Annotated in this window: 12 protein-coding genes; 7 read left to right on the forward strand and 5 right to left on the reverse strand. The window is 37.8% G+C overall.

Annotation, left to right across the window (positions count from 1 at the left end; genetic code table 11):
* Positions 1 to 33 precede the first annotated feature (33 nt).
* From J8L71_RS06325 to J8L71_RS06335, 3 genes are all read left to right on the forward strand, one after another.
* Positions 34 to 1,260 carry a threonine/serine exporter family protein gene (locus J8L71_RS06325; protein WP_210999792.1) on the forward strand — a complete coding sequence of 409 codons (1,227 nt, stop codon included), beginning with the start codon at positions 34 to 36 and terminating at the stop codon, positions 1,258 to 1,260.
* Between the two features lie 802 nt (positions 1,261 to 2,062).
* Positions 2,063 to 3,574 carry an H-type lectin domain-containing protein gene (locus J8L71_RS06330; RefSeq protein WP_210999793.1) on the forward strand — a complete coding sequence of 504 codons (1,512 nt, stop codon included), beginning with the start codon at positions 2,063 to 2,065 and terminating at the stop codon, positions 3,572 to 3,574.
* Positions 3,575 to 3,697: 123 nt separating this feature from the next.
* Positions 3,698 to 4,504, forward strand: coding sequence for a hypothetical protein (locus J8L71_RS06335; RefSeq protein WP_210999794.1), 807 nt, complete (start codon positions 3,698 to 3,700; stop codon positions 4,502 to 4,504).
* 542 nt (positions 4,505 to 5,046) lie between these two features.
* Here the strand turns inward: J8L71_RS06335 and poxB are convergent.
* Positions 5,047 to 6,771, reverse strand: a complete 1,725-nt coding sequence (gene poxB / locus J8L71_RS06340) for a ubiquinone-dependent pyruvate dehydrogenase (protein ID WP_210999795.1) — start codon at positions 6,769 to 6,771, stop codon at positions 5,047 to 5,049.
* Between the two features lie 297 nt (positions 6,772 to 7,068).
* On the opposite strand from poxB, the gene J8L71_RS06345 reads away from it, so the two are divergent.
* Both J8L71_RS06345 and J8L71_RS06350 read left to right on the forward strand, forming a co-directional pair.
* A complete protein-coding gene (locus J8L71_RS06345) occupies positions 7,069 to 8,724 on the forward strand; it encodes an RluA family pseudouridine synthase (RefSeq protein WP_210999796.1) in 1,656 nt (551 codons plus the stop codon).
* 148 nt (positions 8,725 to 8,872) lie between these two features.
* Positions 8,873 to 10,810, forward strand: coding sequence for a tetratricopeptide repeat-containing diguanylate cyclase (locus J8L71_RS06350; RefSeq protein ID WP_210999797.1), 1,938 nt, complete (start codon positions 8,873 to 8,875; stop codon positions 10,808 to 10,810).
* Positions 10,811 to 10,820: 10 nt separating this feature from the next.
* Here J8L71_RS06350 and J8L71_RS06355 read toward each other — a convergent pair whose 3' ends face one another.
* From J8L71_RS06355 to J8L71_RS06365, 3 genes are read right to left on the reverse strand one after another with little or no spacing between them, the layout of a single operon-like run.
* Positions 10,821 to 11,039 carry a DUF6500 family protein gene (locus tag J8L71_RS06355; protein WP_210999798.1) on the reverse strand — a complete coding sequence of 73 codons (219 nt, stop codon included), beginning with the start codon at positions 11,037 to 11,039 and terminating at the stop codon, positions 10,821 to 10,823.
* 26 nt (positions 11,040 to 11,065) lie between these two features.
* Positions 11,066 to 11,323: a hypothetical protein gene (locus J8L71_RS06360; RefSeq protein WP_210999799.1), complete on the reverse strand. Its 258-nt coding sequence runs from the start codon at positions 11,321 to 11,323 to the stop codon at positions 11,066 to 11,068.
* 57 nt (positions 11,324 to 11,380) lie between these two features.
* Positions 11,381 to 11,632, reverse strand: a complete 252-nt coding sequence (locus J8L71_RS06365) for a hypothetical protein (protein ID WP_210999800.1) — start codon at positions 11,630 to 11,632, stop codon at positions 11,381 to 11,383.
* A 306-nt stretch (positions 11,633 to 11,938) separates the two neighbouring features.
* On the opposite strand from J8L71_RS06365, the gene J8L71_RS06370 reads away from it, so the two are divergent.
* A complete protein-coding gene (locus tag J8L71_RS06370) occupies positions 11,939 to 12,364 on the forward strand; it encodes a hemerythrin domain-containing protein (RefSeq protein WP_210999801.1) in 426 nt (141 codons plus the stop codon).
* Positions 12,365 to 12,447: 83 nt separating this feature from the next.
* On the opposite strand, the gene J8L71_RS06375 is transcribed toward J8L71_RS06370, so the two are convergent.
* On the reverse strand, positions 12,448 to 12,858 hold the full coding sequence (locus tag J8L71_RS06375) for a hypothetical protein (protein WP_210999802.1): 411 nt from the start codon (positions 12,856 to 12,858) through the stop codon (positions 12,448 to 12,450).
* Positions 12,859 to 13,203: 345 nt separating this feature from the next.
* Between J8L71_RS06375 and J8L71_RS06380 the strand changes: the two genes are divergently transcribed.
* Positions 13,204 to 15,564, forward strand: a complete 2,361-nt coding sequence (locus tag J8L71_RS06380; RefSeq protein ID WP_210999803.1) for a TonB-dependent receptor — start codon at positions 13,204 to 13,206, stop codon at positions 15,562 to 15,564.
* Positions 15,565 to 15,574: the final 10 nt, after the last annotated feature.

The raw sequence follows: 15,574 nt of genomic DNA on the forward strand, positions 1-15,574 counted from the left end.
GCTAATTTATTTACACACTGGCCTAAATAAGATTTGAAAACTGCAACCTTCACAGAAAAACGCAAATTTATCGTTAAGTTAGGTAAAATGCTTCACAAGTATGGTACGCCTGCTTACCGCCTAGAAGCTCACCTAATGGAAGTGGCTACTTACTTAGGGCTTAAATCGTCGTTTGTTATGTCGCCAACCTCTGTAACGTTTGTAATTTGGACCGACGGCCACGAAGACGAATACACACACGTAGCACGAGTTGACCCTGGCGATCACGATTTAGGCTCACTTGCCGACACCGACGATCTAGTAAATCAAATGCTTGACGACAAGCTAAGTTTGCAAGAAGTCGACGCTCAGCTTGATGCTATTTTCGACATGCCAAACCCATACAATAAACTAGTTACCGGTATTGCGTTTGCAACATCGGGTGGTGCGTTTGCAATGCTAATGGGCACAAGCTGGACTGATGTTATGTGGTCATCGCTGCTTACGTTAGTAGTTTATGTATTTGTACTTTGGTCTACACGCTCTAAGCGCGTTGCACATATGCTTGAGCCACTTGTTGCCATTATTTCAGCTATATTAGCTTGTGCGGTAAGTGTGTACATAACCCCCGAAATTAACATACGTTTAGTGGTGCTTTCGGCCATTATTGTATTTATACCGGGCCTTGCACTGGCGCTTGGTTTAGCCGAGCTTGCAGCTAGGCATTTAGTATCGGGTACTGCACGAGTTATGGACTCGTTTATGCTGCTATTTAAACTGTACTTTGGTGCCTTTATTGGCATAGGTATTGGTTTTGCTATGTTTGGCCAAGCAGACTTTGTGCAGCCAGAGCCTCTTCCTAAATGGACAGCTTGGCTGGCTATACTTCTGCTTTGTAGCAGCTTAGTTGTTATATTTAGAACTAAAATTAAGCATGCCGGTTGGTCTATTGCATCTGGTTTTATTGCTTACGGCACTAGTATTGGTTCTGCTATGTACTTAGATTACACGTTAGGTACGTTTGTAGGGGCTTTATCGGTAGGTATATTTAGTAACTTATTTAATCGTGTTGCTAATGCACCAGCCTCAATTGTTGCCATGCAAGGCTTAATTGTATTAGTACCCGGTAGTAAAACCTACATTGGCTTAAACTCACTTATTGAAGGCCAAGACTTTGTATACGCAGAGCATATTGGCCAGCAAACGTTTTTAATATTTATGTCGCTTGTTGCAGGGCTAATATTTGCAAACGTGGCTCTTCCGCCTAAAAAGAGTTTGTAGTATTTAAATTTAACCTTCTAGGGTCTATTGACCCTTCTGTATTAAAATTTGTTCTCTCTAGGAATTAGTCGGGCGCGAGGTTTTTAAACTAGCAGGCTAAGCGATAAAGAGTAAATAGTTCTTCAGGGCAACCAAGAGCAGCACATGCTTTGCATTTATGCTGTATTATCGGCCATTTACCGTAATGAACACAGGCCCTGCCTACCCTAAAATCCTTAGTAAAAACTAGGCGAATTTACGCTTTCATAGCAAGTCTAATAGAAATAAATTCAAAGCTGTTAGCGCTGAAAATAACAGCCGGGATAGATTTATTATCCGGAGTTCGAGTTTGTTATTATGCGATGTATAAATAAGTAAATAATAAAAAATTACAATATACCGTTTCTCGATAAAGGCTCATGTGTTGTTCTGTATTCATACCGCCGTATATAATCTTAATGCGGTGAGTGAGTTATTTACACACTAAAACAATAAGTTACTAATAAAATGGAGGTTATCTCCTAAGCACATTTCAACTGGATTAAAAATTTCGCGCCACAATTAAATCACCCCTAGCTTGAACGGTGACTCCCTGAAAAATTAATAGCCCAACTATTATTTGTCAATAAACCAGTCGTCATAAGCATTCACAGAAAAGATAATTTTTAACCCTACATGCCCAAATGCAACAATAATGTTAGTTAATTGTTTCGCGCAGTACCATATAAAGGTACAATCATTGCTATTAAGTAAACTTAAATATACCTACCTTAATAAATTAACTATCTACGGATAAATTAACTCCAACTAGGAAACATTTAATATGCATAAGGCTAAATCTTTTTTTGGGATTGCAGTAAGCTACTTTTTTATAATCAGCATGATACTAGCTAACACCGCTGTAGAGGCGGTAGAGGTAGATGTTGCAGTTATTTATGATAATGAAACAAAAGAATACTATAATGGCTCAGCATCTACTGCAATCATTGCAATGGTAGATCAAGCAAACACCTACCTTGCTAATAGTGAAGTTGATATCCAACTAAACCTTGTTGCAACACAAAATATAGATATAACTCCGGATTTAAAAATTCTTAGAACAGATACCCAAGTAAGTACTTTGCGTCAAAATAGTGGTGCTGATTTTGTCACTTTAATTAGCCAATCATTTGATGAAGGTTGTGGTGTTGGGTATGTAACAACGAGCAGTTCACGTGCGTTTAACATCATTCGCAGAAGCTGTATGTCTCGATCATATCTTCACGAAATGGGGCATACAATGGGGCTCAGTCACTCATTAAAACAACAAAGCGTTGGTAAAGATTACCCTTGGGGAATTGGGTATGGCGTAACAAATTCCTTTTCTACCTTAATGGCTTATGAATCAGCTTACAACACAAACACACGTACTTACCTTTTTTCTAACCCTAATTATGAATGTAAAGGGTACGATTGTGGTATTAAAAATCAAGCCGATGCAGCAAAAGCATTGAATAATGTAAAAGACAAAGTAGCAAGTCATAGAAGCTCTATTACTTCAAGTGAAGGGTTAGAAAATGGCACTGTTTCAGTTTCCCAAGAAGGAAGTGAAGCATGGAGCTCAGTTAAATTTAAATCAACATTTACATCTATACCAGTGGTAATAATGGGCCCACCTACAAAAACTGGTGCAAGTCCTATCACAGTAAGTATTCGTAATGTCACTCAAAAAGGTTTTGATTTTCAATTAGATGAGTGGGATTACCTAAATGGCAGCCATCCAGTAGAGACAGTTTCATGGCTGGCTGTAGTTGAGGGTAAGCATGATTGGGGTGGCCAGCAAGTATATGCAAGCAAAACAAAAAATGTAACTCATAACTGGAAGTCCGTTTCTTTTGCAAATAATATCTATACGACGCCTATTGTTCTTGCACAAAAAGAGGTTGTACTAGAGGGCTCTGCATCTACCATTCGTATGATTAACGTTTCAAGTCAAGGGGTTGATTTTTTTCTCCAAGAAGAAGAGGCAAACGATGGTAATGTTGCTGGCGATACGATTCACTACTTAGCGATTACGCCAGGAAAAGGAAGCATTGACAAGCTAAAAACACAGGCCCAAATAGCTACAGATTCAGTTACCGATTCATGGGAAAACATTAATTTTTATGATGACTACGAAAATGCGAAGATATTTTCTAGCATTCAAAGCTACAACGGTACAGATCCTATTTCTCTACGCTATCAAGACCTTAACAGTGATGGTGTGCAAATAAGCTTACAAGAAGAGCAGTCGAGCACAGCTGAAACAACCCATACGGCGGAAAGCGTTGGTTGGTTAATTTTGGGTAACAACTAATTATTTTACTTTTTAGATAGCTGTAAAATTAAAATACACTAAAGCAAAAACGCTTTGCGGTCGGTTTTAGTGTATTTAAGGCTCAATTCTTTTTACGTTTAACTTCTTTAGGTATTAGAGAACATGAAATTTATCATAGGCACCTTAATTGCTGTAACGGGTTTAATTTTAGCATTTATATATTACCCTCCAAACAACGGAAAAATAAATACAACGTCTTCCATAAATAAAGCTATGGGTGACATAAATAATCTGCGCAATAGCGAGCCTACCCTAGCCCATACAACATTGAGGGCCTCCAATGAAAAAGAAAAGTCTCAAGTAACAATAAAAGAGCAACAAACTATCAAACCACACGATGTTGATGAAGAAACAAATTACTCGGCACTTGAAGACCGTTACCAAACAATATCTAAAAATGAAAATTACCCGACTTTATCGTCACGTATATCGGTAATAAACGCCCGTAGATCAAACGTAAATTACTCAGCTGAAGACTTACTAGCCGCGATAGAAAAAACCTCTGCATGGGAAGAAATAAGACAGCCAGGCAAAAATTTAAATAAATTATCTGCAGATGAATTAAGTGACGGTAGACAGTTTATTGATTTTGACCCTTTGAAGGTAGAGTCTTTGATGGTCGGCGACCACCTCGATATTGCTATTGAATCTATAGGGCAAGTATTTGATATGAAAGTGGATAGCGTTCGTATCTTTGAAGATGGTAACATTATGTGGAAAGGTAAAATAGCCAATATTAAAAATGGCTCCGTAACCATAACCCAATCTAACGTGATAACCCTAGCAGCCGTTATCCTTAATGACGATGACTTTACTTTAGAAGCACATGGCTCTGATGGGTGGATACATAATAGTGGCGAGTTATTTAAAACTAACATAAACCACACCGACGAAGTTTACTTAGACTAACATTTTGGCTTTTCAGATTTAAAACATTTTAACCCCAGTGCTACATTGGTAACTTAGTGCCTGAATAACTAGTACCTGAATAAGCAGTGCCTTGATGCCTCTACCTATGAGGCAGCAAAGAAATTCACCATTAATAAAACTCTTAAGTAGGCCGTATTTTGCGTTATTGCCGCCTACTTGTTAGAAATAATAACCACTGGCAAGCCCGACTAAAAACCAACTACGCGATCGTAAAATTAGCTCAGAAGCCTAATCATATTCATACTCAAGGCTTGCTACTGCCGGCTCAATTAAATGCAGGCGTTCAATCCGGCATCAAACATTGATCAATACCAACTCGCTTAATTAAGCGATCTGTTTTGAAGTAAGAAAAAATAGTATCGATAACAAGAAAAAATTTCGTTATTTAGTTGTTATCACTAATTACTCCTGCATTGCTCTGCATCCATGCAGTCGTATATCAGAAATTTTCAATGCAGTTAACGTAAAATTTAATTCCTCAAATTGACTAAGCATAATGGCAAATTGGTATTACGAGCTAACTAACGTAACCAATTAGTTTTACCCAGCTCGACGATTTCATCCCCTTTGCCGTTTATTAACGCTTTCATCATGTAAACACTAAAGCCTTTTGCTTGCTCTAATTTTATTTGCGGCGGCATCGAAAGCTCTTGCTTTGCAGTATCTACTTCTAACACAACCGGGCCTGCGTGATTCATCATCTCATCCATTGCCAAAGGGAGTTCATCTGGATCACTCACATGAATGCCTTTTAAACCACAAGCCTGTGCAATGTTAGCAAAACTTGGGTTTTCTAAATCGGTATCGCTTGATAAAAACCCACTGGCTTTCATTTCCATTGCAACAAAACTAAGTGAGCGATTATTATAAACAACAATCTTTATAGGTAAATTAAGCTGTTTGAGCGAAATTAAATCACCCATTAACATCGAAAATCCGCCATCGCCACACATTGCAATCACTTGGCGGTTTCTATTAATAGATTGAACGCCCATTGCCTGCGACATCGCATTTGCCATAGAGCCGTGGTTAAAAGAACCAATTAAACGCCGCTTACCATTCATCGATAAATAACGTGCAGCCCATACAGTAGGTGTACCTACATCACAAGTAAACACAGCATCGTCAGCTGCTTGCTCGTTTAACAAACGCGTTAGATATTGCGGATGAATTAATTTTTGCGAGGTTTTACCACTGGCAAGCTTATCGAGATCTTTTCGAGATTCTTTATAGTGCTTAACGCTCTTTTGTAAGTGCGAGTCTGTGCGCTCACCTTCAATATACTCAAGTAATGTGGCCACTGAATTTTTTGTATCGCCTAATACGCCACAATCAATTTGAACGTGTCGCCCGAGTGATGCCGCCTTATTATCAATTTGTAATATGGTGGTATTTTCAGGATAAAAAGCCCGATACGGAAAACTCGTGCCAATCATCAATAATGTATCGGCCTCTTGCATTGCATGATAGCCCGACGCAAAACCTATAAACCCAGTCATACCAACATCATAAGGGTTATCGTATTCAATAAACTCTTTACCACGCATAGCGTGTACTATTGGCGCTTGTAATTTTTCGGCAAGTTCTACAATTTCATCATGTGCATCTTTACAGCCTGCACCACACAATAAAGTTACTTTTTTACTTTTATTAAGATGAGTTGCCATTGCTTTAATGTCAGATAACGCTGGGGTATACACTGCAGGTTTTGGCACGTTCCATTTTGGTTTAATAGCTTTAGGCATATCTTTTAATGCAATGTCGCCGGGTAACACAAGTACACTTACGCCTTTATTTAATATTGCTTGTCGCATTGCGGTTTCAAGCAAGTATGGCATTTGCTCTGGGTTTGACACCATTTCACAATATACACTGCACTCTTTAAATAATTCTTGCGGGTGGGTTTCTTGAAAGTAACTACTACCAATCTCTGATGATGGAATATGCGAGGCTATGGCTAACACCGGTACATTATTACGCTGACAATCAAATAAGCCGTTAATTAAATGCAGATTACCCGGGCCACACGAGCCTGCACACACCGCAAGTTCGCCTGATAAGTGCGCTTCGCCACCGGCTGCAAAGGCTGCCACTTCTTCATGGCGCGTTCCTAGCCATTCAATTGTTCCTAATTTTCGAAGACTTTCACTAATGCCGTTAAGTGAATCGCCAGTTACCCCCCAAATTCGTTTTACACCAGCTTGCTCAAGGGTTTTGGTGATAAAACCTGCGATATTTTCACTCATAATATAGAACTCCTAACAGTTAAGTTATTCTGTAAATTGAATTATCTTTGGGCTCTACCAGTACAAATGTCGTTTAAAAAATGCGCTCAATTAATGAGAAACGACACACATGAAATACAAATGATAGAGTAACAACAATACGTTTAAATATTGCTATGCACCTATACTGATACATTAAACATGAATGTCGGCTTTAAACTATGTATGAATAAACTAAGATGAGATTTTTAGTGGCTTAACTATGAATATGGTATTATCTGACCCAATTATTTTACTGAATGTTTCTGTGTTATTTTTATGTCAAAATCAGCTTCTTGCTTTACCCCTTTTTTACAAAATATAAATGCGCTTTCGCTTCCAGAAACATTTACCTTTCCCTTTTATTATCAGCCGCATCCGCTAACTATTGCAGCTGCAACGCAGTTGCAACAGCAGCTAGAACCACTCTTACATTTAAAAGCCGAAAACGCAGGTAAAATGTTTGGCGTATTAGTTGTGCAAAACGACAAAAATGAACTGGGGTTTTTAAGCGCATACTCGGGGCAAATTGAAGGCGATAAAGGCAATATTAACTTTGTGCCACCGGTATCAAGTATGCAGCTAAACGATGAAGGTTATTTAGCACAAAGCAAAATTATTAATGACATAAACAGCCAAATTGATGCGTTTGAAAGCAGCGCAGAGCTCACCGCTATTAATAAAAAGCTTGATGAATCAAAAGCTATGTTTAACGAGCAATTACTTGCGCAGCAAGCCCTTATGCAGGCAGGAAGGTTAACTCGTAAAAAGCAGCGAACTGAAGGCGAAGCCGAACTAAGCGAAGCCGATTTTGAGCAGCTTAAAAATAAACTAGCCGGGCAAAGCATTGTTGAAAAAAAGCAGTTACAAGCGCTTAAACTTAATTGGCAAAATAAAATAGAGCAGCTAGAGAGCGCTCAAACCAAAATTACAGACAACGTTAAACATTTAAAAAAACGCCGTAAAACGCTTTCAAAAAACCTACAAAAAATGCTTTTTGCTCAGTATCAGTTTTTAAATGCCCATAAAGAAGTAACCGACCTAAATGCAATTTTTGCACAGCTTCCTGAGCATACTCCACCTTCTGGCGCTGGCGACTGCGCAGCACCAAAGTTATTACAATATGCGTATAAACAAAACTTAAAACCTATTGCTATGGGCGAATTTTGGTGGGGAGCAGCCCCTAAATCAGCCATTAGACAACACAAAAATTACTATCCTTCTTGTTATAGCAAATGCCAACCAATACTAGGGCATATGCTAAAAGGCCTAAATGTTGAAACCAATCCACTGCTTGAAAACCCAGCCGATGGGAAAGAGTTAAGTATTATTTATAAAGACGACGACTTATTGGTGGTGAACAAGCCTGCTGAGTTTTTATCGGTCCCTGGTGTAAATATTGATGACTCTGTATATATGCGCATAAAAACGCAATTTCCTGAAGCTTCAGGCCCGTTAATTGTGCACCGCCTCGATATGTCAACCTCAGGGTTATTGATGATCGCACTTAATAAACGTGTTCATAAAGCGCTGCAAAAACAGTTTATAGAACGCACTATAGATAAACGTTACGTTGCACTAGTAGATGGAAATATAAGTGAAGATAGCGGCGAGATAAATTTACCTCTTATGCTTGATTTTGACGACAAGCCACGTCAAATGGTGTGCTACACAAACGGTAAGCCTTCACTAACCACATGGCACGTACTTGAGCGAAAAAACAATATTACGCGTTTACAGTTATACCCAAAAACTGGCCGAACACATCAGCTGCGAGTGCACTGCGCTCATAGCTTAGGTTTAAACATGCCGATTATTGGTGATACGCATTACGGCCTAAAGGCTGATAGACTCCATTTACATGCCGAATATTTAGCGTTTACCCACCCCATTACACATAAGCGTTTAGAATTTGAAGTAGCACCTGATTTTTAGATTAATTAACTATGTTGGTTACTCATGTTTATTACCCACTTTAGTTATCCACTTTTTGGTAAATAAAATATAATCACTAAACAATCATTAACTTATACTTTAAAAGTAATGCTATAGTTAGGTATAAAAAATATAAAAATAAGCCATCATGATAAAGCAGAACAACAATTCACACGTAAAATTATTTAATCGTACATTGATTAAATTACTCGTTCTGCCTTTATTTTTGTTTGTGAGCACATTTGCACTCGCCAATGATACGTCATTAAATTCAACCTTAAATAAGTTAGACTTTAAAACAACCCAAAGCTTAGTTAATAACATAAGAGCGAATAAATTAGACTACCTAATTAACCAGCAAAAGCTCACGCAAGCCTTTGAGATTAGTAAAGAGCGAAATTGGTCAACACTTCACTTAGAAGCCGCTGCTTTATATGCAGAGTTACTTTTCAGGCAAGAAGAATACGATGCGTTAAATACCCATATATCTAATTATATAAATAACAAAAAAGTACTTAAACAAAACGATATTTATATGTTGTTTTTAGAGGCGCAATTAAAATATTTATCGCAAACAAAAAAACTCACTCAAGCTAAAGATCTTGCAATACACTTAGAAGAAAAAATAGCACAACACTCATCTAAAGAAAAAATCATTATTCTTCGTGCATTGGCTTATTACTACACAGATACGGACTCACTCAGAAAAACGTTAAGTGCCGCATTAGCAGGTCTAGAGCTTGCTATGAAAGATGATGATATGGCATCTCAAGCCTACTTTTTAAGAAAAGTTGCCGATGCCTATAACTTCCTAAATGACAGAGGTGTTAACGATGGCAAGGCTGTATATTATGCAAAAAAAGCGGTAGAAGCCTATGAAAAAACCAACGACGGGCTATTTACTGCAAAAGCATACTGGAGCTTAGGAAGTGTATTGCTTGAAACGAATAACCCCCAAGATGCACTCATTTACCTAAATAAAGCCCTACACTATTTTAAAAAAGTAAGTATGAAAAAAGGATTAGCATTTGCTCAATACTCAATTGCTAATATTCAATATAAACAAGGTAATTACGACACCGCCATTACGCTTGCAAACGAAAACATCGAGCTAGCCCGCGCTGCTGGTATTCACGATATGCACCTTGCCTCAATGATTTTACTAGCCGATATATACATAAAACAAAATTTGCTAGATAAAGCGAACCAAATAAACGATAAAGTATTTTTAAATATCGATAAGTTTAGCCGTAGTATTTATAAAGCAGAGTTTTTAGGTAAACGATATGAGCTAAAACGACAGCTTAATTACATCGATGATGCCTTTGAAGCAATTGGAAGCAAGCTCATTTATACAAAAAAACATTATGAAGCAACAAGCGAAAGTAATATAAAAACACTGCAAGTAAAGTTTGAAGTAAAAGAAAAAGAAGACAAGATTTTACAGCTAGAATACGAAAAAAATATAAACGAACTTCAAGTAAAAGAAGAGCATCAGCAAAAAATTATTTGGCGCCTTAGCGCATCTATCGCATTCATTTTAGTTATTGTGTCGTTATTTTTGTTTTATAGGCAAATTCGCCAGCGAAAAAAATACCACACTATTGCGTTAACCGACTACCTTACTAATAGTTTAAACCGCCGTGGAGTAATGCAAATAGCTGATAATTTGTTAGCCAATAAACCAGCATCAATTGCGATTGTTGATTTAGACTACTTTAAAAATATTAATGACCAATTTGGCCATGACACCGGGGACTTAGTACTGATTAAGTTTGCTCAAGCCGCTAAAAATACGCTAGGTGAAAATGATACATTTGGGCGTTACGGCGGCGAAGAATGGCTGTTTGTTTTAGATACATTAGATAAGCAAGAAATTAGCAACACGTTTGAGAACTTAGCACTCATTTTATCTGAATATTGCCGTGAAATAGAAGCTTTACCGAGTAAAATAAACATTACCTTTAGCGTAGGTGTAGCAATAAGTAATACTCACTCTAAATCACTTGATGCGCTTATTAAACATGCAGACCAACAGCTGTATAAAGCAAAAGAAAATGGCAGAAACCAAATAGCAATCGCGTGAATATACGTTACTAGTGTCCATCAATAATCATCTGTTTTATTTTGTGGGCTTTTTCAAAGTGATCTAATTTATGGGTGTGTATCCACCACGTAGCTGCTTGCATAAGTAGCTCAGGATCCGTATTTTTATTTGCAAAAAAAGCGTAAAAAGAAAGCCCTACATTTTCACCTTTAGCTGCTATTTTTTTATCGCACACAGCTATAATTTTTGCTTTTAGTTTTTCCTGCATACATACCTTATTTAATTGTATTTTAACTATCTAAATATACCGTTTAAAACACTAACGATTAGCTGTAAAAGGCTTCTATCAACAATACTATGATTCTCAAACTCTTTGTTAGACGTATTTACTTTTGTAGCTTTGCATTGATTATCTAGTGGCTCATTTTTATGTAAATCGGTTTCATAAGCTATATCGGCTTGCTCCATACATTTTGTAGAGCCAGCATAAGGCTGAGCAGCACAGCCAGTTAAAAATATACACAGCAATAATAAAGCTAAAAACGCTTTCATAATCAATCCTATTTAAAGTACCCTTCTGCCTTAGATTATAGCTACAAAGTTACTTATTTAATCGGCTATCAAAACAAGTAGGTCAATAAGAAACACACCTACTTCATCGAAAAAGGTTTCCTCTTTAGCATCCTTTTTTAATTGAGCACTTATACATTCATTATAAACTTCTGAGCTTGTTTGGGAGCCATTTAGCTCAGTCACTTCAGCTTCTTTTATGCATAAGCTTCGATCAGAATGCGAAGCTGTAGTACATGCACTTAACAATGCACACAGTAACAGTGCTGTAATGGGGGGTTTTATATTCATCCTTAAACAATCCTGTTAATTAAAGTTTTATAAACCACATATATAAAACAACTATGTACAATCTGTACCTAAATAGCGCCACCACTTTATCACTCCACTAAAATATACAACCAGTAAATATTTGTAAGTATCTGTAGAGCTAAAACCTGAAAATATTGCATTAGTATGCTTGTAAAAGTTACATACCATGTGTTTGATAGCTGAATAAAAAAACATAAACACTTAAAAATCAATACGTTAAAAATTGGCATCTAGCTTGCTTTGTTAACAACATAAGCAATTTGAGAACAAGTAAAAGGATTAATTATGAATATTTTTGAAGCGCTACGTTACGATCACGATAAACAACGTAAATTGGTAGACGCACTTATCGAAACTCATGGCGATACGGATGAGCGCCACGCGTTAATGAATGAACTTAAAACAGAACTTGAAGATCATGCCAAATTTGAAGAACGCTTTTTTTATAACCCACTAATGTGCGATGACTTAACTCAAGAAAAGGCGCGCCATAGTGTTGCTGAACATCACGAAATAGATGAGTTAATTGAGCAATTAGAAGACACTAAAATGAGTTCATCAGCTTGGCTTAAAACAGCAAAGAAGCTTAATGAATTGGTACACCACCATTTAAGTGAAGAAGAGCGCGAAGTATTTCAACTTGCTGGAAAAGCATTAACTGAAGATCAAAAAGAAACATTAGCAACACGCTACAATAAAGCGATGCATTAAATATTGTAAACCGACTTCCATACACTCCCTGTGTACTTATTGGTTATAAGCCTTTGGCTTATAACCATTTTTTTGCTTAATACTTATACTGTGTATTTAACGTCTTGATCACGTAATAAGTAAAGTGCAAAACATGCTGCCCACATTGGCCACGCAGTGAAAAACAATAAGTTATTAAAGCCATCAATATACTGATTATAAGATGAAAGTGTAGAAAGGCCGTGCATTACAAAAATGATTCCGTATGTAAGGCGCTTTTTAATACCCGCCATAAATGCTAAAACCAAAACAAGTTGTACAGCACCTATAACGTAAGCAATTATATCGGTAGAACCACTGATACCATAAAAATGTTCAAATATACGTGCGCTATGTCCAGGGTTAACAAACTTATCGAATGTCCACATTATCATTACAATAAACACCCCTAAACGCAAAGAGAAGAGTGACCATTGCAAACGGTTTTGCACATCAGAGTTAATTGTACCTGTCATAAAACTTCCTTAAAAAAATATTAATAAACGTTGAAGTAAGCTAGACCGTATAACTGAGCTTTTATTTCAAAAGAAGGTGATTTTTTTTACATGTTTGATGAATCTATAAGTTTGTAAAAATAAATTAATAACAAACAAGTTTCATGAAAATAGACTATGCTTGAAAAAATCATATAAAGCATAAGCTTACATTACAATGTAAAACTAGATACTTAAGTATGACTTTAACAATAGAGTATTGGCTTTCGTTCTAAAAAATAAAAAGAAGCCTAAATTAATTGAAAGTTATTTTTAAGGCTTTCGGTCTTTATCGCCAACAACATTTTAATCGTAGAGAGAAAACGTTTGAAACACGCACAATTAGCAATCACGCTAGCCATTATATTAAACACACCATTGCTAGCATTTGCAGCTGAAGAACCAAAAGCAACAACTAAAAGCGCAATTGAGCACATAGAAGTAGCTGGCCAAGTTCTTAAATCTCAAGGTTTATCTGTAAAAGACGCCACTGTAGACGGCCCTTTCGGGGATAATTTGGCACTGCAAGATATCGCACGCTCAGTAACGCCTATTTCAAGCGAGTTAATAGAACAACTCAACATCACTACCCTACAAGACGTACTTGCAGTTAGCCCAAACACATACTCTGCAAGTGGCTTTGGTGCGCCCAGTTTACCTACTATTCGTGGCCAACTCGGAGAGCTTTTTCAAGATGGTACGCGTCGTCAAGCAGGTAATAATGGCTTTGGTGTGCCGTTATCGTTCAACTCTATAGAACAAATAGACGTAGTAAAAGGTGCACCACCTGTTTTATTTGGTTCAAGCCAACGTAACGGTGGTTTTGTAAATTTACACTCAAAGACTGCTTCTACAGATGAAAGTAAAGGTAAAGTTAAGCTCTCAGCGGGACGATGGGATCAATACAGTGCACAAGTAGATTACACAGCGCCAATTATTCAAGACAAAGTAGGCCTAAGAGTAAGTTACGAGCACCTTGATGAAGGCAGCTACTACGATTATTCAGGTACTAAAAGCGACAGCTTATTTGCAGCAGTTAGAATATTGCCAGACGATAAAAGCAGTTGGGACATTAACTTTGAACTATACCAAGTTGAATTTACCGATAACGCAGGTATTAATCGCCCTACTCAAGCCTTAATTGATGATGACCTTTACATAACGGGCCAAGGCGTGCAAGCCGATGGCAGTACAGTACCGGCGGCGGGTTCAATTGTATCGCCTACAGGGCAAGTAAAAATAGATCGCAGCACTGTACTTACCGATCCTGATAATCAAAACGAAGCAACAACCTACTTAATTCACAGCATTTATAAGCGTGAATTAAGTGCAAATGCTTCATTAAAAAATATTACGTATTTTCAGCATCTACAACGTGAAGAAATAGCACAAAACAGCTTTGTAGAAATTATAGACGGCGCTGATACCGCCCAAAACCGAACGGAGCTTACGTACCGCTGGAACAGTGACCAGCAAACAATTTTTGCTTTTGACGTGCGCTACAATAAAGTGCTCGGCTATAGCCAATTTACTACCGAAGCCGATTTACCAATTGATTTAACAGGCCCGCTTTCAAACCGCCGCATTCCATTAACCGATGCACAAAAGGCGCGTTTAGTAGAGCTAAGCCCAGGCGTATTTGTATCGCCTGGTGGTCAATACGACTTAGATAACGATGGCAGCGGCGACTTTAATCTATCAGACACCACCGACTCACGCTCATGGCAAACAGGGCTTGCTATTCAACAAGACTCAGATTGGAGTGATAAGCTTCATACTAGCGTGGGTTACCGCATTGATTTTTACGATGTAGAAGCAAACGACCCTATAGCACCGCAAGGCCAAGTTGCTGCAAGCGATAGCATTAACGAAATACTGCATTCTGGCCAAGTTAGCTTTAACTACAAAATAAATGCCGACTACACCACTTACGGTGCAGCAAGTTATAACGAAGCAACGTCAAACAGTATGGCTGGCGGTACATCGCTTGGCAGCGATAACACCATTAACGCACAAAATTTTGCTACCGAAAACACATTAGTTGAGTTTGGCTTAAAGTACGCCCCAACCGACAGCGATTGGTACGCCGATGGCGCGGTATTTAGTCAGCGCCGCAGTTTACGTAATCGCGATGGCAGCAATACAGGTATTCGTACTACAGGTTTTGAAAGCCAAGTATTTTACGATGCTTACCCTTATTGGCTAAGTGCGGGTTACAGCTACATAGATGCTCGTTACGACAACTCTGCAAGCAGCCAAGATTCTGCTCAAGTAATCGATGCGTTTGATAATTCGCGACCAGATATTATCGCAGGTACCGGTGTTGGCGCGCCTAACTTTACTGCTTTTGCACCTTCAAACCGCCAAGTTCAGGGCATTCCTGAGCAATCATTCAGTTTTAACGGAAATTATTCAATTAATTCGAAATGGCAAATGGGTTTTTCAGGTCTATATACAAAGAGTTACCCATTAGACTTTTTGGCAACAGTTAAAATTCGTGATCAATACACACTAAACGTTAATACTAGCTACGCATTTACGCCTAGCACTAAGTTGCGATTAGATGTAAACAACGTCACTAATCAAAAAAACTGGCGCCCTGTATTTGAAGGTGGTTACTTTGGTGCAACGCTGGCTTTTCCAGAGTTACCAATTAACGCAAAACTAACACTTACACATAATTTTTAAGAACGTTTTA

Origin of the sequence: Pseudoalteromonas sp. MMG007 (assembly GCF_018100985.1) — a bacterium.
GTDB lineage: Bacteria > Pseudomonadota > Gammaproteobacteria > Enterobacterales > Alteromonadaceae > Pseudoalteromonas.